This window comes from Gelidibacter japonicus (assembly GCF_010725055.1).
Classification (GTDB): Bacteria; Bacteroidota; Bacteroidia; order Flavobacteriales; family Flavobacteriaceae; genus Gelidibacter; species Gelidibacter japonicus.
This window is the reverse complement of sequence record NZ_BJKB01000008.1, coordinates 117,485-140,679: the sequence shown is the minus strand read 5'-3', so window position 1 is coordinate 140,679 and position 23,195 is coordinate 117,485. Positions and strand designations below refer to the sequence as shown.

At 37.8% G+C, this 23,195-nt stretch carries 18 protein-coding genes and 1 tRNA gene; 13 read left to right on the top strand and 6 right to left on the bottom strand.

Going from position 1 to position 23,195, the window contains the following annotated elements; all coding sequences use genetic code 11:
* Positions 1–40 precede the first annotated feature (40 nt).
* The 4 genes from G6N06_RS10080 (at position 41) to mscL (ending at position 4,843) form a co-directional block, all read left to right on the top strand.
* Entirely contained in the window at positions 41–331 is a 291-nt protein-coding gene (locus tag G6N06_RS10080) for a hypothetical protein (RefSeq protein WP_163516455.1), read from the top strand.
* 6 nt (positions 332–337) lie between these two features.
* Positions 338–742, top strand: coding sequence for a group III truncated hemoglobin (locus G6N06_RS10075; RefSeq protein WP_163516454.1), 405 nt, complete (start codon positions 338–340; stop codon positions 740–742).
* Between the two features lie 373 nt (positions 743–1,115).
* Positions 1,116–4,313 (top strand): cytochrome c biogenesis protein CcsA, encoded by a 3,198-nt coding sequence (locus G6N06_RS10070; protein WP_163516452.1) that lies wholly within the window; start codon positions 1,116–1,118, stop codon positions 4,311–4,313.
* An 86-nt stretch (positions 4,314–4,399) separates the two neighbouring features.
* Positions 4,400–4,843, top strand: a complete 444-nt coding sequence (gene mscL / locus G6N06_RS10065) for a large conductance mechanosensitive channel protein MscL (RefSeq protein WP_163516451.1) — start codon at positions 4,400–4,402, stop codon at positions 4,841–4,843.
* A gap of 110 nt (positions 4,844–4,953) precedes the next feature.
* Here mscL and G6N06_RS10060 read toward each other — a convergent pair whose 3' ends face one another.
* Complete coding sequence (locus tag G6N06_RS10060; protein ID WP_163516449.1) at positions 4,954–5,631, bottom strand: HAD family hydrolase; 678 nt, start codon at positions 5,629–5,631, stop codon at positions 4,954–4,956.
* Positions 5,632–5,855: 224 nt separating this feature from the next.
* Between G6N06_RS10060 and G6N06_RS10055 the strand changes: the two genes are divergently transcribed.
* The 4 genes from G6N06_RS10055 to G6N06_RS10040 all read left to right on the top strand — a co-directional run bounded on the left by G6N06_RS10055 (position 5,856) and on the right by G6N06_RS10040 (position 9,041).
* Positions 5,856–7,031, top strand: coding sequence for a trans-sulfuration enzyme family protein (locus tag G6N06_RS10055; protein ID WP_163516447.1), 1,176 nt, complete (start codon positions 5,856–5,858; stop codon positions 7,029–7,031).
* Between the two features lie 43 nt (positions 7,032–7,074).
* A complete protein-coding gene (gene rlmF / locus G6N06_RS10050) occupies positions 7,075–7,968 on the top strand; it encodes a 23S rRNA (adenine(1618)-N(6))-methyltransferase RlmF (RefSeq protein ID WP_163516445.1) in 894 nt (297 codons plus the stop codon).
* Between the two features lie 204 nt (positions 7,969–8,172).
* Positions 8,173–8,889, top strand: a complete 717-nt coding sequence (gene bshB1 / locus G6N06_RS10045; RefSeq protein ID WP_163516444.1) for a bacillithiol biosynthesis deacetylase BshB1 — start codon at positions 8,173–8,175, stop codon at positions 8,887–8,889.
* A 76-nt stretch (positions 8,890–8,965) separates the two neighbouring features.
* Positions 8,966–9,041: transfer RNA gene (locus G6N06_RS10040), tRNA-His, on the top strand.
* Between the two features lie 113 nt (positions 9,042–9,154).
* On the opposite strand, the gene G6N06_RS10035 is transcribed toward G6N06_RS10040, so the two are convergent.
* From G6N06_RS10035 to G6N06_RS10020, 4 genes are all read right to left on the bottom strand, one after another.
* Positions 9,155–9,589, bottom strand: coding sequence for a hypothetical protein (locus G6N06_RS10035; RefSeq protein WP_163516442.1), 435 nt, complete (start codon positions 9,587–9,589; stop codon positions 9,155–9,157).
* A gap of 154 nt (positions 9,590–9,743) precedes the next feature.
* Entirely contained in the window at positions 9,744–10,523 is a 780-nt protein-coding gene (locus G6N06_RS10030) for a S1/P1 nuclease (protein WP_163516440.1), read from the bottom strand.
* A gap of 12 nt (positions 10,524–10,535) precedes the next feature.
* Positions 10,536–11,888: a DEAD/DEAH box helicase gene (locus G6N06_RS10025; RefSeq protein ID WP_163516438.1), complete on the bottom strand. Its 1,353-nt coding sequence runs from the start codon at positions 11,886–11,888 to the stop codon at positions 10,536–10,538.
* A gap of 176 nt (positions 11,889–12,064) precedes the next feature.
* Positions 12,065–12,955 (bottom strand): aldose 1-epimerase family protein, encoded by an 891-nt coding sequence (locus G6N06_RS10020; protein WP_163516436.1) that lies wholly within the window; start codon positions 12,953–12,955, stop codon positions 12,065–12,067.
* 82 nt (positions 12,956–13,037) lie between these two features.
* Here G6N06_RS10020 and G6N06_RS10015 point away from each other — a divergent pair, with 82 nt between their 5' ends.
* The 4 genes from G6N06_RS10015 (at position 13,038) to G6N06_RS10000 (ending at position 18,378) form a co-directional block, all read left to right on the top strand.
* Positions 13,038–14,327 (top strand): anthranilate synthase component I family protein, encoded by a 1,290-nt coding sequence (locus tag G6N06_RS10015; protein ID WP_163516434.1) that lies wholly within the window; start codon positions 13,038–13,040, stop codon positions 14,325–14,327.
* Positions 14,328–14,413: 86 nt separating this feature from the next.
* Positions 14,414–15,724: a tRNA lysidine(34) synthetase TilS gene (gene tilS, locus G6N06_RS10010; protein WP_163516432.1), complete on the top strand. Its 1,311-nt coding sequence runs from the start codon at positions 14,414–14,416 to the stop codon at positions 15,722–15,724.
* Positions 15,725–17,347, top strand: coding sequence for an adenine deaminase (gene ade / locus G6N06_RS10005; RefSeq protein ID WP_163516430.1), 1,623 nt, complete (start codon positions 15,725–15,727; stop codon positions 17,345–17,347).
* 68 nt (positions 17,348–17,415) lie between these two features.
* Positions 17,416–18,378, top strand: coding sequence for a YheT family hydrolase (locus G6N06_RS10000; protein ID WP_163516428.1), 963 nt, complete (start codon positions 17,416–17,418; stop codon positions 18,376–18,378).
* 515 nt (positions 18,379–18,893) lie between these two features.
* On the opposite strand, the gene G6N06_RS09995 is transcribed toward G6N06_RS10000, so the two are convergent.
* The gene (locus G6N06_RS09995; protein WP_163516426.1) at positions 18,894–20,363 is read right to left on the bottom strand and encodes an SLC13 family permease; all 1,470 of its coding nucleotides are present in this window, start codon (positions 20,361–20,363) and stop codon (positions 18,894–18,896) included.
* A gap of 261 nt (positions 20,364–20,624) precedes the next feature.
* Here G6N06_RS09995 and G6N06_RS09990 point away from each other — a divergent pair, with 261 nt between their 5' ends.
* The gene (locus tag G6N06_RS09990; RefSeq protein WP_163516424.1) at positions 20,625–23,183 is read left to right on the top strand and encodes a patatin-like phospholipase family protein; all 2,559 of its coding nucleotides are present in this window, start codon (positions 20,625–20,627) and stop codon (positions 23,181–23,183) included.
* Positions 23,184–23,195 lie beyond the last annotated feature (12 nt).

The window sequence follows — 23,195 nt, the reverse complement described above, 5'->3', positions numbered from 1 at the left end:
AACGTTTAAGAACTTTGTAATTAAACAAAATATTAGAATTATGACACTTTATAAGAAAGGACTCGAAGATTTTAAAGAACATTTGACTTTATATGTTCCGTTGACCATTATTTTTCAAAGTTGCTTAGGTTCTATTGCAGCAATGTTTATCCTGATGAACAGCACTCATACATTTCGTTTTTTAGATTTGATATTAGTTGTTAGCTTTGCAATGGCATATAATGGTTCGTTGTATGCACTATTGAAACCGAAAATCATCTACAATTTATTGATAGCGACAGTTTTAGTGCATTCTACGTTCCTTATTATTAATCTGGTACGTTTGGCATAATATATAATGGAAAAAAAAGATATTCAGAATAGGGACGATGTGTTTTTACTCGTCTCTGAATTTTATAAAAAAGTTAGAAAAGACGAGATTTTAGGACCCTTTTTCAATCGAGTTATCACAGATTGGGATGCTCATATTGAACGTTTGACCACGTTTTGGGAAACCAGCCTGTTTATGACAAGAAAATTGGAAAACCGTTATTACGGAAATCCTTTACAAGTCCACATCAAAGTTGATAATGAAAATGACAACAGCATTACAGAATTGCACTTTGGTCTCTGGATGAATTTATGGTTTGCAACTATCGACGAATTTTTTGAAGGAGAATACGCCCAAAATGCCAAAAATAGGGCACGCAAAATGGGAACCTTCATGTATTTGAATATTTTTCAGGCAAGACAGGAAGTTTAAAAGAATTCAATAGTCCATATTAGAAACTTTTCCATGAGGTTGGTCAGTCCGATTTTTTGGGTTTTAATAGGCCTTAGGTTTTTGTTTGTCTGAAAAACAATTTTTTATACCTCTTAGGGTTTAATTTCATCAGATCATTCTGCGCATCGTTTTTTCAATCTGTTAAAATGGAATGGTATCTATTTTGGTGAAAAACGGCTGCTATTTTCATTTTAATCTAACGAGTCTTCTGACCCTATTTTGAAATTGTTTTCCACAAAAACCAACCCACTTCAAATATCTCAACTTTAACATATAATATACCCTCAAACACCAACAAAAAAGGCTAAATTTGCACTGCTTAAATGAACACGCAAAAATTAGTTTTTCTATCATGCAAAAAAGACTCGCTAATATTCTATTTTCCACACGTTTAACCGCAATTTTATTTGTTGTTTTTGCCCTGGCTATGGCAATTGGTACATTTTTGGATGCCAATCAGGAAACTTCACCAACGCCATATACACGACATTTGATCTATAATGCATGGTGGTTTGAAGCTATTATGGGATTTTTTATGATCAATTTTTTCGGTAATATGTTTCGCTACAGATTATTGAGAAAGGAGAAATGGGCCACTTTGATGCTGCATTTATCCTTTGTATTGATCATTTTTGGAGCATTTATCACGAGGTATATTGGATATGAAGGGATGATGCATATACGGGAAGGCGCCTCTGAAAATCAATTTTTATCGCAAAAAACTTATGTCACTGCCTATATAGACGGTGATTATATGGTGAATGGCGTAGCACAACGCAAAATCATTGAACGTGAAGTGGATTTTTCATACCGTTTGGACAATAAATTCCATGTAGAAACTGATTATGATAATATTCCAATCACTTTTGAGTTGGAGAAATATATAAAAAGTGCGGAAATAGATATCATTCCCGACGAGTCTGGTGAATCGTATCTTAAATTGGTAGAAGCTGGAGATGGACAGCCGCATAATCATTTTTTGAAGGTTGGGGAGGTTGCTAATCTCCATAACGTTTTGGTGGCTTTAGACAAACCAACACCCGGTGCCATCAATATAACATCAACTCCAGATGGTTTAACCATTGAGTCCCCTTATGAAGGGACTTATATGACCATGGCAACCATGGAAACGGGAACCGTGGTAAAAGACAGTGTACAACCGTTAGTTTTACGTTCCCGTTATCTTATAGCGAATATGTCCATAGTCTTTCCAAAACCTATAGTCAAGGGGGTATTTGATGTGGTCAAAAAGTCTGAAATGATGGCCGGCGATGAAGACGGTGTTGTGTTGAAGGTTACCGTTGATGGCGAAACAAAACGCGCGAATTTGCTGGGAGGTCCGTTTAAAAATAACCCATTCGAACAACTGAAATTCGGGAATTTGGAAATTGCCCTTAAATACGGTTCCAAATTGATGGAGCTGCCTTTTGAGGTGAAGCTCAACGAATTTATCGCTAAGAAATATCCAGGTACTGAGAAAAGCTATTCGTCCTATGAAAGTAAAGTAACCGTTCTGGATAAAGAAGAAGGTGATTTTGACTACCATATCTATATGAACAATATTCTTGATCATAGAGGTTATCGTTTTTTCCAGGCGAGTTTTGATTCTGATGAGAAAGGAACAATTCTTTCCGTCAACCATGATTTTTGGGGTACTTGGGTTACTTATATTGGATATATCCTATTGTATATCGGACTTATGGCCATCTGGTTTGACAAAAACACGCGATTTGCAGATTTGAATCGTATGCTTGAAAAAGTCAAAAAGCAAAAACGAAAGCTTGCCACCATTTTGCTTATAGGATGTTCTACCTTAGGCTTTTCTCAATCACATTCTCCTGATGATGGGCATAACCATAATAGCAGCAGGCCAACCAAAGCACAAATAGATTCGGTACTCAGGGCCAATATCACTCCTAAAGAACATGCTGATAAATTTGGGCATATGGTTGTTCAGGATTATAGTGGGCGAATGATGCCTATGGACACGTACGCTTCTGAAATGTTGCGGAAACTGAGCAAGCATGATTCTTATGAGGAGTTTGATGCCAATCAGGTGATGTTGTCCATACAGGAAAGTCCATTATTATGGTATAATGTGCCAGTCATTTATTTGGCTCCAAAGAAGGCAGATACCATCAGAAAAATTATTGGAACGCCCATGGATCAAAAATATGTGGCGTTTATCGATTTCTTTACAGAAGAAGGTATCTACAAATTACAACCCTATCTTGAAAGTGCCTATCGTGCAGCAATACCTAACGGGTCGCAAAAGGAATTTAAAGAAGCTGATCAACGCGTCAACTTATTACATAATGCGTTGGAGGGACGCGCCATGAAAATTTTCCCGGTTCCAGAGGATGATAACAATAAGTGGATATCTTCGAGGGAGTTTAGAGATGAGGGATATCGTGAGAAAATAAGTGATTCGCTTTTAGGGAATTTTATCAATAACGGATTTAGTGCCTATTTATTGACGCTTAACCAGGCAAAGCAAGATGGCGATTTTTCAAAAGCTGAAGCGGTATTGAATGGGATTAAGAAAACCCAAGAGAAATATGGCAGTGAGGTCATGTTGTCTGATAAAAAAGTAAAAACCGAAATTGCTTATAATAAATATGATATTTTCAAAAATTTGTTCAGTTGGTATATGTATGCCGGAACGCTCATGTTCGTTCTTTTGATTATACAAATTTTCAACGGTAGAAATAAATTCATCAATGTCAGCATTAAGGTCTTCGGATTTATACTTTTAGGTTTGTTTATCCTTCATACCTTAGGATTGGGTGTGCGCTGGTATCTGTCAGGACATGCGCCGTGGAGTGATGCTTACGAATCGATGATTTACGTGGCCTGGGCAACCATGTTCTTTGGATTGGCTTTCGGACGAAAAAGCGACTTGACCATCGCTGCAACGGCTTTTGTGACCGCTATTATTCTGATGGTCGCACATTGGAACTGGATGGATCCTGCCATTTCAACCTTAGAGCCTGTATTGGACAGTTATTGGTTGATGATCCACGTTGCGGTAATTGTGATGAGTTATGGGCCTTTTACACTTGGGATGATTTTAGGAGCCGTCTCATTAATCTTGATGATTTTCACCAACGAAAAGAATAAACAAAAGATGTTGCTCAACATCAAAGAACTTACCATCATCAACGAATTGGCACTGACCACTGGATTGGTGCTTTTGACCATTGGAAACTTTTTAGGAGGGATGTGGGCCAATGAAAGTTGGGGGCGTTATTGGGGATGGGATCCAAAGGAAACTTGGGCTTTAATCAGTATCATGGTCTATGCCTTTGTCATCCACATGAGATTGGTTCCGGGACTACGCGGCCGATTTGGGTTTAACTTGGCTTCTATAATTGCTTTTGCAAGTATTATGATGACCTATTTTGGTGTGAACTTTTACCTCTCAGGGCTCCATGCCTATGCGAGTGGTGATCAAATTGTCAGTTTGAAATTTATTGCGATTACCGTAGTGGCTGTCGCTGTTCTGGCCTTTTTCGCTTACCGGAAATATGCTATATATTATAAAAAATAAGATCTAATTCAGTTCAATTATTTTTCAGCCACAAACACTTTGTTTGTGGCTGTTGCAATTAACATTAAAACCAAAACTATAAAGAGATGGGATTTTTTAAACAATTTAAAGAATTTGCCGTAAAAGGAAATATGATGGATATGGCCATCGGCATCATTATTGGCGCATCGTTTAACAAAGTTATTGATGTCTTAGTAAAAAAAGTGTTGATGCCTCCTTTGTCGTTAATGACCGACGGCATAAAATTTCAAGATAAACGCCTTGTTTTGAGAGAAAAAATAATGGATCCAGCTGGCCAACTCGTCTCTGATGAAGTGGCTATTGGCTATGGAGCCCTTTTTGAGGCTTTTATCGACTTCTTGATCATTGGGTTAACCGTTTTTATCGTGGTGAAATTTATGAACAGCTTAAAGAGCAAAGCCGATGATGTCAAAGATAAAACAATCAAAACACCGAAGGATATTGAATTGCTATCTCATTTAAAAGAGTTGATGGAAGAGCAAAATAAATTGCTGAAGAAGCAAAAGTAAGCTCTCGGGGATATTTTATAGTAGAGACTTTCGAGATTGTTTCAAGGAAGTTTTAATAACCTATAAGGTTTCGAGTTTTTTTTAAAAATCAGGAGAGCTTTACGACAGCCTTATTTTTCTGCAAGAACGGCATTGAAATGGGCAGTAATATTCTTGTAAGAAATATCTTTAAAGTCGCTTACGACCAAATCGGCAAGTGAAAAGTCCTGATCATTGGAATGTAAGCCATCATATCCTACGCAAAATATACCGGCATCCTTGGCCGCTCTAATACCGTTGGTTGAATCTTCTATCACAATGCATTCATCGCGTTTAAACCCAGCTGCTTTTGCAGCATTTTCAAAGATTTCAGGATGTGGCTTGGACGCCTTTAAATCAGCACCGCTTAATTTGGCCACGAAATAAGGGTTCAAATGAAAACGTTCAAAAATATTATTGATGTTTTCCATGGTGGCGGAAGACGCTAGGACCAAGGTTAATCCGTTGGAATGATAGTCCTTGATCAGGTCTAAGACCCCGGGTAAAAGATCCAATTCATCATCGTTCTCAAATAAATATTTGAAATGATCGCGTTTGATTCCCTGTAAAGTCTCAGCTCCTAACGGCAATTTAAAATGGTCTACCAAAAACTCGCAAATTGCACGAGTGGACTGTCCTGTAAAAGATGCATAGAGTGAGTCAGGCACGTCAATATTGACATCGTTAAACATGAGGGAATAAGATTTTTGATGTAAGGGTTCAGTGTTCACAATAACACCGTCCATATCAAATAATACGGCTTTAAGCATTTGGAAAGTAATTTATTAATAGCATGACGAATATAAGTGAAATGACTTACAATGCCTAAAAAACGGTTTTGAAGTTTGGGATTTTTTTAGATTTGTGTTTCTTGTCGGTTTAATGCACCGTTGAAGAGCACTTTTTGGAACAGAAACCAAAAAAAGCGTTGCAATTATCCATCAATGTATAACCAATTATTCGTAATTTTAAAGCTTATTAAATATGAGAACTCATGTCAAAATCAAAATACGGATTAAACACCATTTGCACACACGTTGGCGAAATCAAGGATGAACAGTTTAAAGGAGCGGTGTCGCCTATTTATATGTCCACATCATATCAATTTGACGATGTTGATGTAAAACGTTATCCACGGTATTTTAACACGCCAAACCAAGAACATTTGTCCAAAAAGATAGCAGCCTTGGAGCATGCCGAAGCAGGAATGATTTTTGGAAGCGGAATGGCAGCCATTAGTACCGTATTTTTGGCTTTTTTAAAACAAGGCGACCATATTGTGGTCCAAAACACCTTGTATGGTGGTACCAGTAATTTCATTAGGGAAGAGTTTCCTAAATACGGTATCGAATTTACGTTTACGGATGGATACGAGGTTGCCGATTTTGAAGCGGCCATCCAACCGAATACAAAGCTAATTCATATAGAAACCCCATCCAACCCCTTGTTGACCATAACGGATATTAAAGGTGTGGCCGATTTGGCAAAATCAAAAAACATTGTCACGACTATTGATAATACCTTTGCAAGTCCTGTCAATCAAACACCAATCGATTTTGGAATCGACATTATCATGCATTCCGCCACAAAATATTTGGGAGGCCATTCTGATATATTGGCAGGTGCGGTTGCCTGTAGTGAATCGCATATGGAAGTCATTTTCAATGTGGCCAAGAACTTGGGTGGCAGTTTGAGTGATATGACCGTTTGGATGTTGGAGCGCAGTATGAAGACTTTGGCCTTACGGGTCAAGGCCCAAAATAAAAATGCTCAAAAATTAGCTCAATTTTTATCGAATCATGAAGACGTCAAACAGGTGTTTTATCCTGGACTTAAAACCCATCCACAGTATGCTTTGGCAAAATCGCAAATGAAAGGATTTGGGGGCATGCTCTCCTTTGAGTTGGTTGACGGATTGGACGCCACGGCATTTCAAAAGGAATTGAAATTGATCAAATCGTCGATGAGTTTGGCAGGTGTTGAAAGTACGATGCTATCGCCGCATAAAACCTCACATGCTTTACTGACCCAGGAAGAGCGAGATAAAATAGGTGTAAGTGATAATTTGATTCGCTTCTCGGTGGGGATAGAATCGAAAAAAGATCTGATAGCAGATATTGAGCAAGCCATCAAGGCGGTTAAAAGTTCAAAACTTCAGACCCAAAATTAGAACTTGCTACCGAAACAATTAGAATCAAAGAAACTTAAATAAATTGCATAAAAACTCCCTTCACACTAATTCATACGATTTTGAGCTGCTTACAAAAAACCATGAGGCTTTAAAATCACATGTTTTTGTTAATGACTATCAAAATCAAACGATCGACTTTTCAAACCCTGAGGCTGTAAAGGCCCTGAATACGGCGTTGTTGTATACACATTATGATGTGAAATTCTGGGAATTTCCCGACAAGAACTTGTGTCCACCAATTCCCAGTCGCGCGGATTACATACACCATTTGGCCGATTTATTGAGACGAAGCCATTTGGAATCGGATGTCAAAGTTTTGGATATTGGCGTGGGTGCCAGCTGTATTTACCCTTTATTGGGGAATTCTATTTACAACTGGAGTTTTGTAGGCTCAGATATTGATGAAAAATCTCTCCAAATTGCCCAAAAAATTATAGATAAAAACAATCTTGAAAATGTCATTGAATTGCGTCATCAAAGGGATTATCAGCATATTTTGAAGGGAATTCTTAGACCGTCAGATAAATTTACTGCTTCTGTTTGCAATCCGCCATTTTTTAAAAGTCAGGCAGATGCCCTTGATGCCACCAAAACGAAATTGAAAGGATTGGGCAACAAAAGCGATAAAGTAATTAGAAACTTTAGTGGGACACCAAAAGAGTTGTGTTACGCAGGCGGAGAGAAGGCCTTTTTGCACAATTATTTGTATGAAAGTTCCCAATTCCCTAAACAGTGCTACTGGTTTACAAGTCTGGTATCAAATGTCAGCCATGTCAGATCAATGGAAGCCTCATTAAAAAAATTGGGGGCAACAGAGTTTCGGGTGTTGGATATGATCCAAGGTAATAAGGTAAGTAGAGTAGTGACGTGGTCATTTTTGACCGAAAAAGAACAAAACGATTGGATTAAAAATTAAACTGCAACTATGGAATTGAAGTCAGTAATGTTTGAAAACAGACGGAACCCCTGTTTCATTTCAGAAATTTAAAAACATAAGAATTGTCAATTTATGATCCACGTATGAATTCGTATTAATTTGTGTCATTCGTGGTTATAATTCGACAACTATCGGAAACCATAAAGCAGTAAGGTTTTTAACCTTTAATAAAATAATAAACAGATGAAATTAGACATTTTAGCCATCGGTTCTCACCCTGACGACGTTGAGTTGGGTTGTGGTGCTACGATCGCGAAGGAAGTCCACCATGGTAAAAAGGTGGGAATTATTGATCTTACACGAGGTGAGCTGGGGACGCGTGGCACTGCAGAAACCAGAAAATCAGAAGCCGCAGAAGGTGCAAAAATCCTAGGTGTTGTGGTGAGAGAGAATATGGGTTTTGCTGATGGTTTTTTCGTAAATGACAAAGCCCATCAACTGGAAGTCATTAGGATGATCAGAAAATACCAACCTGAAATGGTGTTGTGCAATGCCATCAATGATCGGCATATTGACCATGCCAAGGGCAGTCAATTGGTAAGTGATGCCTGTTTTTTAAGTGGCTTGATGAAAATTGAGACCGAATTGGATGGAAAAAAACAACAACATTGGCGACCAAAATACGTGTACCATTATATTCAATGGAAAAATATTGAGCCGGATATTGTGGTTGATGTGTCGGGATTTATGGATAAAAAAATGGAAGCAGTTGCGGCATATAAAACGCAATTCTTTGATCCCGAAAGCAAAGCGCCCCAAACACCAATCAGCAGTAAAAACTTTACAGATAGTATTGACTACAGAGCGAGAGATTTGGGTAGATTGATAGGAACGGAACACGCTGAAGGTTTTACCGTAGAACGGTATGCTGCAGTTAAAAGTTTATTCGACTTAGTTTAATTTTTTTTACCAAAAGGCTTTGTAAACATTAGTAAATAAATTACATTTGCAGTCGCATTTAAGAATGCGGCTACATGGTGGTTGTAGCTCAGTTGGTTAGAGCATCGGTTTGTGGTACCGAGGGTCGCCGGTTCGAGCCCGGTCTTCCACCCAAAATATAAGCCTTCAAAGAAATTTGAGGGCTTTTTTTGTACACTGATTTTTTAAATGTGGCTGGTTAGTTGTTAAGTCAATAAGTTAGGGAGAGAAAAAACCAATAATAGCCCTAATATCGATAAATGATTTGTTGGTTCCAACCTTCAATATTTAATGGTATCTCACTTTGAGTTTTTATTTGAAATGGAGTGAGGTCAAAAGAAATTGATTTTTGAAAAATAGCTTCACATAACTCTTCATTTATCACTTCCATTTTGACATATCTCTGTAATGGAAAAACGGCATAAAAAGCATCTACACTATATAAATTCTCTTCCCAAAATTCTGTTCCGCATCCACTGGCTCTATATGTTATTTCCAGACAATCCCTATTTAATTCAACTTCTGTTATTTCATAATTTGAAGTAATGATTGAATTAAATTCATCTTCGGAAACTATTTCAGAAATGAGACCGCAATTCTGATTGACAGTAGAATTATCATCATCGGAGCTGCAACTGAAAATTAGGATATATAGACAAATAATAAGAATGTTTTTTGTCATAATAAATTGTTCGTTTTCTATTAGATGTAAAAAGGTTGAAATGGTTGTGCCAAAATCCCAACTAATATTAAATTTAATAGTATTCTACCGAAATAATCTTACTTGAATGTTCTATGGATTGACAGGATTTCAATCTGAAGAATGGCTACAATTTTTAGAACAAATCGTTTAAAACTTTCGCTAATCTAATCCCTGCAATCTGCAATTGGGTTCTTGCAATGTCCAAATATTCATAGGAATAGGCGTAACGCAAATTTTCTCCTTCCTCGACCGAGCTGTAGATGGTTTTGGTTAAGTTTTGTGTAGAATTCACCCAATCAATAACAGAGCCTTGTTGAAGAAACTTGATTTGCTTTTTTGATATAAATTCAGCATTTGCGGCCAATTCACTATAACTCATATTATAGGATTCAATCATTTGACTGTCCCAAACTCTATGGAGGTTAGTGTCTTTAAATTGCCATTGTACTTTAATATCGTTGCCGCCACGGTCTTCTTCTCGCCCAATATGTAAAGGTTGGTGTAAATCGCCTACCAAATGGATCAGCATTTTCAAATAGAAGGTTTTATCAGCATCTGAAGACTTATCATCTTTAATGACTTTTTTGCAAAAAGCGATACCGGTTACCAAGTCGCCTTTTGGATTCTTTTTGGACGACTCATAATCCTCATCAAGTGACATATTCACATAATGCCAAGATTCAAATTCGTTATAACGTGGATCTGCCTTAATTTCATCAGCAAAAGTTGATACGAAGGCTAAGGATTGGTGATTTAATAGTTTTTTGAGATGACGTTTTGTTTTATTGCTCGTGTATTGATCTGCAATGGCCCCTACAACACGATGTCCTGTAGCGCCCCATTTTTTGTTGGCGTAACTATTGGAGTTAAAAAGGAAAACTGCAGTAATAATAAATATTGATATTGATTTCATAATGGTATAAAACTATTTTCTCTTATTTCTTTTATTGTAGTTTTTATCGCCTCTTGTTTTAGGTTTTTTATATTTTTTGACGATCTCCCTTTTATATGAACCTCCTTGATTTACTTTTTTATTCTTCTCCTTTTTTTCATGAAAGGCAGGTCCAGGTTGATCTGTATCCCGTCTTTTTATGGGATTATAATGCTCTTTGTTCTGTGGACGTTCCTCTTCAATGAGTTCCGTTGAAAGTGTAACGGTATCAGGAATCTCATTTAGCGGTATTTCCATTTGCATCAAATCTTCAATCGCCATAACCCATTCTTGTTCAGCCTCTGTAGAAAATAACAAGGCATGACCTTTTCGCTCTGCACGACCAGTCCGTCCAATACGATGCATATAGTTTTCACGGAAGTGAGGGGTGTCAAAATTGATGACATGACTGATATGATCAATATCGAGTCCACGTGCCATCACATCGGTAGCAATCAAGATGCGATTTTCTCCTTCTCGGAATTGCTCAATACTCCGCAATCGGTAATTTTGTGTTTTATTGGAATGGATCACACAGCTCTCGTTTGGGAAAAGAACTTCGATCTTGTCAAATAATAAATCGGCCATTTTTTTATAGGCCACAAAAATTAAAACCTTATTGAAAGTTTCCTTATCCTTCAGCAAGTGCTCCAAGAGATTTACCTTAGAATAGAAGTTGGGCACATTATAACGCGCTTGAACGATATTTTCCAGGGGTGTCCCTGAAACTGCAACGGTAATTTTCTCTGGATTGGTAAAAAAATCAGTAATCAATTCATCTACATCATCAGTCATGGTTGCAGAAAACATGATATTCTGTCGGCGTTCAGGTAAAATATCGAAAATATTTAGAAGTTGATATCTAAAACCCAAATCGAGCATGACATCCACTTCGTCAATCACCATTTTTTGAATGGATTTCAATGGTAAAACATGGCTCACCGCCAAATCAAATAAACGGCCTGGGGTAGCTACAATAATATCCAAACCCTGTGCCACGGCCTGTCTTTGGGTGTTGATGTTGACGCCACCATAAATACCTAGCACTCTCACATTGATGTACTTGGTCAGTTTTTCAATATCCTCAACCACCTGAACGACCAATTCGCGTGTGGGCACTAAAACCATCACTCGAGGAGTATCTTGTTTGGAAAAAGGTAGGTTTTTAAGAATGGGTAGTATATAGGCGTAAGTTTTACCTGTACCAGTTTGTGCAATACCCACCACATCCTTGCCTGAAGCCACAACGTTAAATGCTTGTTCCTGAATAGGAGTAGGCGTGGTAAAACCTAAATCGTCTAAGGCGTTATATAACGGGGTGTTTAAATTAAGGTTTTTAAAGCTCAAGGTGTTTGATGTTTTTTTTATGTTAAATTATTGATGGGTTATAACTTTTAATTTGATAGAGCGTATGATTTTATTTCAAACCGACAACCGACAACCGACAACGGACAACCGACAACGGACAACCGACAACCGACAACCCACCTTTATTCTGGCCAAAGTTAAAACTAATAATCAACTTACACTAAATGCTTTTCGTGTATTTCAATGATGTAAGTGGCATTGTAGGTTGTGTTTTTTTCTAAGGCCACGATGCCTTCTTTATCTTTTATGAGTTGATTGCTGTCTTCAGAATCGGCCAAACCTTGCCAAGGCTCGATGCAGACAAAATTGGAATTTGGTTTCGCCCAAATGCCTAAAAAAGGAAAATCACCAAACTTGAAATTTAGGATTTCCCCATGATTTTTACTGATCAATGCCACACTCTTTGATATTAAATCCTTGAAGACGAGTGCATCTTTATCAAATAAATGGGCGTGTAGTGGAATTGTATCTGGTGTATTAAAAACTGCTTCAGTTTCTGATGTGAAAAGTCCTGTGCTTACATTCAACAAATGTGTTGGTGAAGTTTCTGGATGTTCAAATTTCAAACTATAATCCTCATAAGTTTCCTCAGGATATAGAGGGCATTTAAAGGCAGGATGTCCACCTACTGAAAAATAAATGGTTTTGTCATCTAAATTCTTAACAGTATAGGTGATTTTAATCTGATTTTGCACTAAGGAATAATTCACCAAAAACTCAAATTTAAAAGGATAATTGAGCAGTGTGGCTTCGGAATATGTCAACTTAAGACTTAGATTATTTTCACTTTGTTCAGCTACCACGAAATCGTCGCTACGTCTTGCAAATCCATGTCTGGATAAGTGATAGATTTTCTTTTCATAAGTAAATCTACCATCCTTCAATTCGCCCACAACTGGAAACAAATTGGGCGCATGCCCACTCCAAATTTCAGGATTGCCATCCCACATAAATTCTAAGCCATTTTTCACAGCTGAAATTTTTTGTAATTCTGCGCCTACAGGATGGATGGCGATTTCCAGGAGCGAATTTTTTAAGGTAAACATGGTTTTGATATTTTTAACGAAAGTACAAAGTTCTTAATTAGTTTTGTAGAATCTCATTAACTTTACCACCGAAAATTGAGCCTTGAGAACACAACACACCTATATCATTCAATCCCCTGATTTTACGACCCGGCTTTTGCAATGGAGCCAGCAATTCCAGGAAGTGGTTTGGTTGGACTCCAATAAACATTCTCAAAAATACACTAGCTATGACGCGGTTTTGGCAGTTGATGCGTTTACAAGTATCACTACAGATAGCTATCAGGCATTTGATAAACTACATGAATATCAAAGCGTGACCAAGGATTGGATTTTTGGCTACTTGAGTTACGATTTAAAAAATGATCTCGAAGATCTAAGCTCCAATAACTTTGATGGATTGAACTTTCCGGAACTATTCTTTTTTCAACCAAAGAAAATTTTTCTGATAAAAGAGGGCGTTGTTGAAATGCACTATCTAAAAATTGTGGATGACGAATTTATGTCTGATCTTATGGAAATAGAGCAGTATACGGGAAATGAAAGTAGACGTATTTCAGAAAAAATCAATATAAAATTGCGATTGACCAAGGATCATTATTTTGAAAAGGTCAAGAGGATGTTGGCGCATATCCATAGAGGCGATATTTACGAAGCTAATTTTTGTCAGGAGTTTTATACTGAAAACACCCCAATTGATCCGTTGGAGACCTATCAAAAACTGAACACCATCTCGAAAGCCCCCTTTACGACTTTTTTTAAAAATCAGCATTGTTACGCCTTATCTGCATCTCCTGAACGCTATTTGAAAAAGGACGGAACTGCAGTGATTTCGCAACCTATTAAAGGAACCGCCCAACGTTCATCAGATCCTGGAGTGGATGAACAACTAAAAGAGGAGCTCAAAAGCAATCTAAAGGAACGTAGTGAAAACATCATGATTGTAGATTTGGTGCGCAATGATCTTTCACAAACCGCTCTTAAAGGCAGTGTCAAGGTTGAGGAATTATGTGAAGTCTATTCTTTTGAACAGGTACATCAATTAATTTCCACCATCACATCCGTTGTTGCAAAGGAAACATCTCCAGTTACTATATTACGGACTACTTTTCCTATGGGAAGTATGACAGGAGCACCTAAAATTTCTGCCATGAAAATTATTGAGGATCTTGAAGAAACCAAACGCGGACTTTATTCTGGAGCCATCGGTTATTTTAGTCCGACGGGTGATTTTGATTTTAACGTCGTTATTAGAAGTATCTTGTATAATGCGAAAAATCACTATGTTTCTTATTCGGTAGGTGGTGCGATTACTGCAAAAAGTGATCCCCAAAAGGAATATGAGGAATGTTTGATAAAGGCGAAGGCAATGAAGCAAGTACTTGAAAATTAGCTATATTAATACAATTAATTTTTTAGTTTGAAGATCGGAATAAGAATGCGCAATAAAAATCGACAGACACCATAAAACTCAAAATAATGTTACAGGCTTTTCAGAAACATCTTGATATGCATTTAGATATGCTTCACGGCAGCCGACTGCTCTTGGCTATTTCTGGAGGCTTGGATAGTGTTGTTTTAACGCATTTATGTCATCAGTCAAAGTTAAAGGTGTCATTGGCACACTGCAATTTTAATTTAAGGGCTGCTGAAAGTGATGCCGATGAGGAATTTGTAATGGAGTTGGCAGATGATTTGGACATGGATGTTTATATCGAAAGTTTCGATACGGAGACCTATGCCAAAGAACATCATATTTCCATTCAGATGGCGGCCCGGGAACTCCGTTATACTTGGTTTTTTGAGTTGGCAGAGCAATTGGACTTTGACTATATCCTTACCGCGCACCATGCCGATGACAATCTCGAAACTTTTTTGATCAATCTGACCCGGGGCACTGGATTGGAAGGGTTAACCGGAATTCCTGAAATATCCGATAAAATCGTGAGGCCTTTATTGCCGTTTTCAAGAGAAGCACTGGAAGCCTTTGCCAAGAAGGAATACATTGAATGGCGAGAGGATGCTAGCAATGCCTCCACAAAATATCTGAGAAATAAGTTAAGACATGATGTTATTCCGATCTTGAAACAGATGAACCCCCAGTTGCTCCAAAACTTTCAAACGACGATTTCCAATCTGCAGGACAGTCAGGATCTCATAGACGATGCCGTCGTAAAAATCCAGAAGAAATTGGTTGCGGTAGACGGCGATCAGATCAAACTAGATATTAATAAATTAAAAAAACTGTCCAATCCCAAAGCGTATCTTTATCAACTTTTGAAGGATTTTAATTTTACCGCTTGGGATGATGTGGTCAATTTGCTTAATGCCCAATCAGGAAAGTACGTGTTTTCTCCAACCCACAGATTGCTAAAGGATCGCGAGTTTTTGGTGCTGAGCGAATTGGATTCGGTATCTGACGAACATCCAATTTCTGTTCAAAAAGAAGGTAAAGAAATCACAACAGCTTTTGGCAGGTTGACTTTTGATGAAGTTAATGCCATTTCAGAAACCTCAAAAAATAAGATATTTGTTGATGCCGATCAACTCAAATATCCCTTATCCATAAGGAAGTGGAGCGAGGGCGATTTGTTCTATCCGCTTGGAATGAAGGGCAAAAAGAAATTGAGCAAGTTTTTCAAGGATGAAAAGCTCTCCTTGGTTGATAAAGAGAAGGTTTGGATCCTGTTTTCTGGCGATGATGTGGTTTGGGTCATTGGAAGGCGTCCCGATGAGCGTTTTAAAGTCACAGATAACACCACAACTATTCTAAAAATTGAAGTACATTAAATGAAGCTACAAGGACAAATAGTCGATATCCCTAACAGACGAATATTCAAAGGAGAAGTCACTCTACAAAATGGAAAGATCCTCAACATTAAAGAAAAGCAGCATGAGGTCAACCATTATATTCTTCCTGGATTTATAGATGCACACATTCATATAGAAAGTTCCATGTTGGTACCCAGTGAATTTGCACGTTTAGCAGTGAAACATGGTACCGTGGCAACCGTTTCAGATCCGCATGAAATAGCCAATGTGCTTGGTGTTGAAGGTGTCGAATTTATGATTGATAATGGAAAGAAAGTACCCTTTAAATTCAATTTTGGAGCGCCTTCATGTGTTCCGGCGACAGAGTTTGAGTCGGCTGGAGCCACTATCGATTCCGAAGGGATTAGAAAGCTTCTTGAAAATCCGGACATCAAATACTTGGCGGAAATGATGAATTACCCCGGTGTTCTTTTTGATGATCCTGAAGTAATGAAAAAGATTCAATGGGCGAAACATTTTAACAAACCCGTTGATGGGCACGCGCCAGGAGTTTTGGGTGACGACATTACAAAATATATCAATGCAGGCATTACTACTGATCACGAGTGCGTTACTTATGAAGAAGGTTTTGAAAAGCTTCAAAAAGGTATGAAAATTTTGATTAGAGAGGGTAGTGCGGCCAAAAACTTTGAAGCCTTGATTGATTTACTGCCCGAGCATTTTGAGAATATGATGTTTTGCAGTGATGACAAACATCCTGACGATTTGCTATTGCATCATATTAATCATCTTTGTACGAGAGCGGTCGCAAAAGATATGGACATCTTCAAAGTTTTACAAGTGGCCTGTATCAATCCCGTAAAACATTATGGTTTGGATGTTGGTACATTAAACGTTGGAGATGCCGCAGACTTCATTTTGGTTGAAGATTTAAAAACATTTAAAACCATACAAACCTATAGTGACGGTCAATTGGTTTTTGATGAGGGTGCCTCTTTGATTGGAAGAGTATCTTTTAAAAACCTTAATAATTTCAACACGTCTAAAAAGGACGTGAGCGATTTTAGGTTTGAATCCACCTCTAAGTATATCCGTGTGATTGAAGCCATGGAAGGCCAATTGGTGACCAATGAGATTATAACTGCCGGTTTGATTAATGACGGTAATTTGGTTTCCAATATAGAAGACGATGTTTTGAAAATGACGGTGGTCAATCGCTATCAAGATCAACCGCCGGCCATCGCATTTATTAAAAATTTCGGATTGAAAACTGGGGCGATTGCTAGTTCTGTTGGTCATGACTCGCACAATATAATTGCTGTGGGAGCTTCCGACGAGGCCATTTGTAAAGCCGTCAATTTGCTCATCGAAAACAAAGGCGGTATTTGCGCCGTTTCTGATTCTGAGGAACACATCTTACCATTGCCAGTTGCCGGAATTATGAGCGATCAAGATGGTAAAACCGTAGGAAAGCAATATGCTGCACTCGATCAGATAGCGAAAGAATTGGGCAGTACTTTAAAAGCACCCTATATGACCTTATCATTTATGGCGCTCTTGGTAATCCCAGCATTAAAACTCAGCGATAAAGGTTTATTCAATGGAAAAGATTTCAAATTTACCGACCTCGAAATTGATTAAAAACTCGGTGTATCTCTGTGTTTTCTCCGTGTAACTCTGTGTAATACTCAACAACATACAACTAAAAAATGCCCATCCTCGATTCCACATTCAAAGCACCTTTCTTTTTCCGTAAAAGTTTTATCGCCACCGTATATTCCGGATTGTTCAGAAAAGTAAATTTAGAACAAACGCGCGAACGGTTGGAGTTGGCAGACGGCGATTTCATCGATTTAGATTGGAGCTACGCTCCGGAAAAATCCAATAAGGTCATTATATTATTAAGTGGTTTGGAAGGTCACGCCCAGCGCCCTTATCTCACGGGAACAGCAAAACTATTCAACAAGAATGGTATTGACGCCATCAGTGTTAACTTCAGGGGATGTAGTGGCGAACCCAACCGGAAATACTATGCCTACCATTCTGGAGCAACCGAAGATCTTCATACCATTATAATGCACGCCATTGGGAATAAAATCTATGATGAAGTTTATATTTATGGCATCAGTTTGGGTGGAAATTTAGCTTTGAAATACTTAGGTGAGGGCAATGATGTGCCAATTCAAGTAAAAGCCTGTATTGGAATTTCGGTGCCTTGTAGTTTACAGCATTCTGCGAAACAATTGCACAGTTTTATAAATAGACCTTTCCACGACCGATTTAAAAGGAGATTGGTCAATAGTTTAAGATTAAAGCAAAGCCAATTTCCAGAGCAAATATCAGAGGAGGAAGTGAATTCTATAAAAACCCTGAACGATTTTGACGAAGTTTATACTTCAAGAGCCCATGGCTTCAAGAACGCTTTGGACTATTATGAGAAAAGCAGTTGCCTCCAATTTCTACCGAACATAAAAGTGCCATCCTTAATTATAAACGCACTCAACGACTCGTTTTTAACACCCGAATGTTTCCCGGTAAAAGCCGCCAAAAACAATCCCAATCTCTATTTGGAAATGCCAAAACATGGAGGACACGTTGGGTTTATACAGCGTGGTGGCGTGTATTATAATGAGAAAAGGGCTTTGGAGTTTGTAACGGAAAACACAAAATGAGTAAAGAATAACTTAAATTCTCTATTGAAAAATGGATGTATAGGTTGTTGTACAGAGATTTTGGGAATTAGGCATTAGGTATGAGGCATTGGGGATTAGGCATTAGGGATTTGTAGATTAACGATTGAAGATTGTTGGTTTTTGAAGAAGGAATAATGAATAACAGTCAACTCAATTCAGGGAAGTACAGATGTGGTAAGGAAAAAGTGTTATAGGTTGTTTTAAGGAGAATTGAGGGAATTAGCGTTCTGCGAGATCTGCGGAAACTGCGGAATCTGCTGGAAATAATGGGTGTTACGAGTACAAAGTAAGGACTTTCAGTTTTAAGAAAAAGAATCAGTGATAATCAGTTACATCTGTGTTTCCCGCCTGAACGTTCGGGCAGGTCAGCGTTCTATTCTCGCAGAGACCCAAAAGCTTAAAGTCGCAAATTTATTTTTAGAGAATATTGTTAAGGTTCTATCCACAAAAAAATCAGTGATGATCAGTTATATCAGCGTCCTCAGCGTTCCATTCTACCGCTTCAAAGCCTCGGGAAAACCTTCCACCGTCAAATCCCAAAGCATCGGTAACAAAAAATACACAAATAAGGTCAAGATCACAATGGATATCACATTCATCACAAAACCTTTGCTGACCATATCTGGAATCCGCAAATACCCAGACCCAAAAACCACCGCATTGGGAGGTGTCGCCACAGGTAACATAAACGCACATGATGCTGCTACTGCAGCACCAACCATTAAAATAAAAGGGTGAACATCTACGATCACGGCCATGGGTGCCAAAACTGGTAATAACATGGCGGTCGTTGCCGTATTGGAGGTGATCTCCGTTAAAAAGTTGATGGCAGCAATCAGTAATAGAATAAGAACGATGGTGGTTAATCCAGCAAAAGTAGTCATCTGATTTCCTATCCAAACCGCTAAGCCACTCGATTCGAATCCGCTGGCAATAGCCAATCCTCCACCAAACAAAAGAAGGATTCCCCAAGGCAGTTTCACGGCGTCCTCCCAAGTCATCAATTTGCGTTTTTTGTCCTTAGAAGGAATAAGAAACAGAACAATTGCAAAAATTATCGCAATGATCGTGTCATCCAATCTTGGAATTAACTTATTAAATAAGAATGAACGGGTGATCCAAAAGAAGGCTGTTGTACCAAAAACAAAAGCTATCATTTTTTCTTCATAACTAATTTTGCCAAGCAATTTCATCAAACGTTTGATTTCTGCTTTGCCTCCTGGGAATTCCTTTTGTTGAAAGCTAAAGGCATAAGTGGTCAAATATTTCCAACAGATGAAAAGCAATACGACAGAAATAGGAAAGCCAAACATGAACCATTGTAAAAAGGTAATTTCATAATCATAGATATTCGAGACTACCCCAGCCAAAACCAAGTTGGGAGGTGTGCCAATCAATGTGGCAATCCCGCCAATGGACGCACTGTAGGCTATGGCAAGCATCAAGGCCTTTCCAAATAAATTCGTTTCGTTTTCGATAGTATTTGGGTTGTCTTTAAGTTGAGTAATAATGGCAATCCCAATAGGCAACATCATCACAGCGGTCGCCGTATTGGAAATCCACATGCTCAAAAATGCCGTGGCCACCATAAATCCGAGAATAATTTTTTTAATGTCAGAACCAATAAAATTGATGATGTTTAGGGCGATTCGTCTATGGAGGTTCCATTTTTCAATGGCAATGGCTATGATAAATCCACCTATATACAAGAAAATGTATTTATGTCCGAAGGATGCCGTTGTAGTCCCCAGATCCAATCCGCCAGATAAAGGAAAAAGGACAATGGGCAACAAGGATGTCACGGCAATTGGAATGGCTTCTGTAATCCACCAAATGGCCACCCATGCTGTAGATGCCAATATGGCCCTGCCTTCTTCCGAAAGACCTTCAGGTTTAAAAAATGATAAAATTAGGATAAAAGCCAATGGGCCTAAGAGGAAACCGATGCGTTTGGTAGGGTTCATTTGTATGTTGATTAGGACAACTAAGATATAAATTTATAGCAGTCTCAAAATTGTTTTGTTCGTCTTTTAATTTTTTAGTGCTATAGAAATATATGAACTACTTCTTGTACTATCATTTTGAATATCACATATATAAAAGAATAATAATTAGAAAAATAAATAATTTTAAACTGTTTTTTTCGTAGATTAGAGTTATGACTTCCCTAATGATGAATTAAAATTAATTCTTGATCCCCGCACGAGTAATAATTTTAAACGCCAATGATGTTTCTAAATAATATAGGAAAATTAGCACTTCGCTTCCTTAATTTTGTCGACAATATTATTTCTGCCTTTGGGAAATTTGGTAAGTCTTCATATCTGAGTCTTCTGTTTCTTGGCATCATCTTGCTCTTGGTTCAGGCCATGGAACAGGCCAATACATTATTGGTGGACATGATAGAGCATGATAAGGTGTCATTGATCTGTTGTTTTATCCTGATTTCTGTTTTTGCCTCTGTACTGTCTCACTATCCTCGCTATATCTATTATGCCGAAAATATTAACGATAGTCGTGACGACCACCAATGGTACGCCTATAAATGGTTGGGCTATCCTATTTTTATTTTCTCAAAAATAGATAGAAGTTATAAACAGGATTATAAGGCAAAGTTTTTCAGACATTCCCTGGGCTTGGTCATTTTTATTATTTGGCACTATTATATTTACCAAACCTTTTATCCAAAGCTGGTTTTTAGTGACTATAATATTGGGTTTATTAAGGGTATGTCACTTTTGTTTATCATTATTCCGGCAATTCTTTTAATTGTATTGTTGGACAAATTTGATGATTATCAAGATAAAATAGTTGATGTTGAAGATGACGAGGAAGAGGTAAAGAAAGCAAAAATCGAAAAAAAGAAATTCACAACTTTAGGTGTCACCGCACTCTTGTTGAGTATTTGTATTGTGATTGTTTATGCCTTTGTATTGGTCATCACTTTAAAATTCAGCTATTCAGGTTATTGGCTTCTTCAGGTATTTACATTTTTATTGGCAGTGATGTATATTTTATTCAGGGTGTTTAGGGTGCAGGTCATCACGGTATATTATAAGTTAAATGCCTTGAGCAGTAGTGTTGGTTATTTGAGGTATTATTTTGTTTTCGCAATTGTAACATTACTGTTTTTAATATACAGCAATCTTGCTGTCTATTTTGCATGGAAACAAGCCAACGCTATGTTGATATTGTTAAGTTATCTCTTTGTTTTCTATTATGGATTGGCATGTTTGGTGAAATACTATTTTATGTTGTCAATTTTCAATACGCAGAAAGAAGACCTGGAAAAAATCCCCTATGTTACAGATAAAAGTTACTTATACAATTCAGGTGTAAAGCAGAAAAACAGACACCATTTGGTGCCTCTTACAAAGCAAAAGGAATTTTCCCAACGTCGGCGATTGGTTGCGTCAGTACTTACAATGCTGGTCATTGTTTTAGGCATTATTTCATTAAACTCAGAAAGTGCCATCCATGAACTTCAAGTGTACCAAAATGTTAAGAACGAGAAACTCATGGATATGGACGCGTTTAAATTAAAACTCAGGGAACGCACCCAAAAACCTTTGTTTTTTGTTGCCGCACATGGGGGTGGGTTAAAGGCAAACATCTGGACGATGAAGATCTTAAACGAAATTCAGACTAAAACGGAAGGCGAATTTCTCAATCAGACCATCTCGTTTTCTGGAGCTTCGGGAGGTATGATGGGTTTGTCTCTATATTCGGTTTTGGCAGGTGAATACACTGGCGATTTTGAAGCCATAGAAGCGAAAATAAATGAAGTGGCCACAGAAAATTTTGCCTCTAAGGATTTAGCTTTGACCTTTGGTTTTGATGGTTTTAGAAAATTGTATCCTTTTAATAAATTGGGAAAATATAGGGACCGGTCATATTACTCAATGGTGACCTACCGCAATATTTTGGAGAACAAAACAGGCAGAACCTTGGATTCCTTGTCGTTCAATGCTTATTGGAAAACCAATATTTTCGATAATAAAAATCAATACTTTCCCTCGTTAATTATCAATACTGCCAAAACCAATGGTAGGCGAGGGGTCTTCTATTCGGTGAAATACCCAAAGGATTCCACCTTGTTTTATAATTCAGACAACTTATCGCAACTGCATAATGGCGCTATTGCCTTTTATGAAGCCGTATCGTCCACCAATAGGTTTCCTGCGCTCAGTCCTGCGGCGAAAATCAAGAATTACGGGCACTATATCGATGCGGGTGCCATTGACAATAGTGGACTGTTGAGTTCTATCGACTTGCATAATTACTTGCTAAAGGATTCTACTTTGAATACTAGCAAGAAAGTTTTTGTAGAAATAATAAACGGACGCAACAATTATATCTGGCACCTCATACAGAAATTTAAAAAAGAGAAGGATGTTGATCATTTCTTTATTGAAGAAAAGGAACAGGATAATATTGTGGCCGATCTTAAAACAGGTTTGAACTTAGATAAAATCCCAAATTATTTAAGTGATTTCTTAAATGATTGGAGTAAAAATCCACTGGTGAGTTACATTCCTATCTATCTGCCTTTTCAAATCGAATTAAAGGAGGTGGAAGCCTTTTTGGGAGGCAAACTGATCGATTCAGATCAAATCATTGAACTCAATTATTTTTTAGATCGGCAAAATGCAAAGGTGAAAAAACAAATTAATGATAATGGAATAGTTTGGCAGACTTACGAACCCACTTTGGCCAGGCATTTAAGTAAAAGTACTATCGCCTATTATGACCGTGTCATCCAAAGCGAATTGATTACTGATTAGATCGAGGAAATA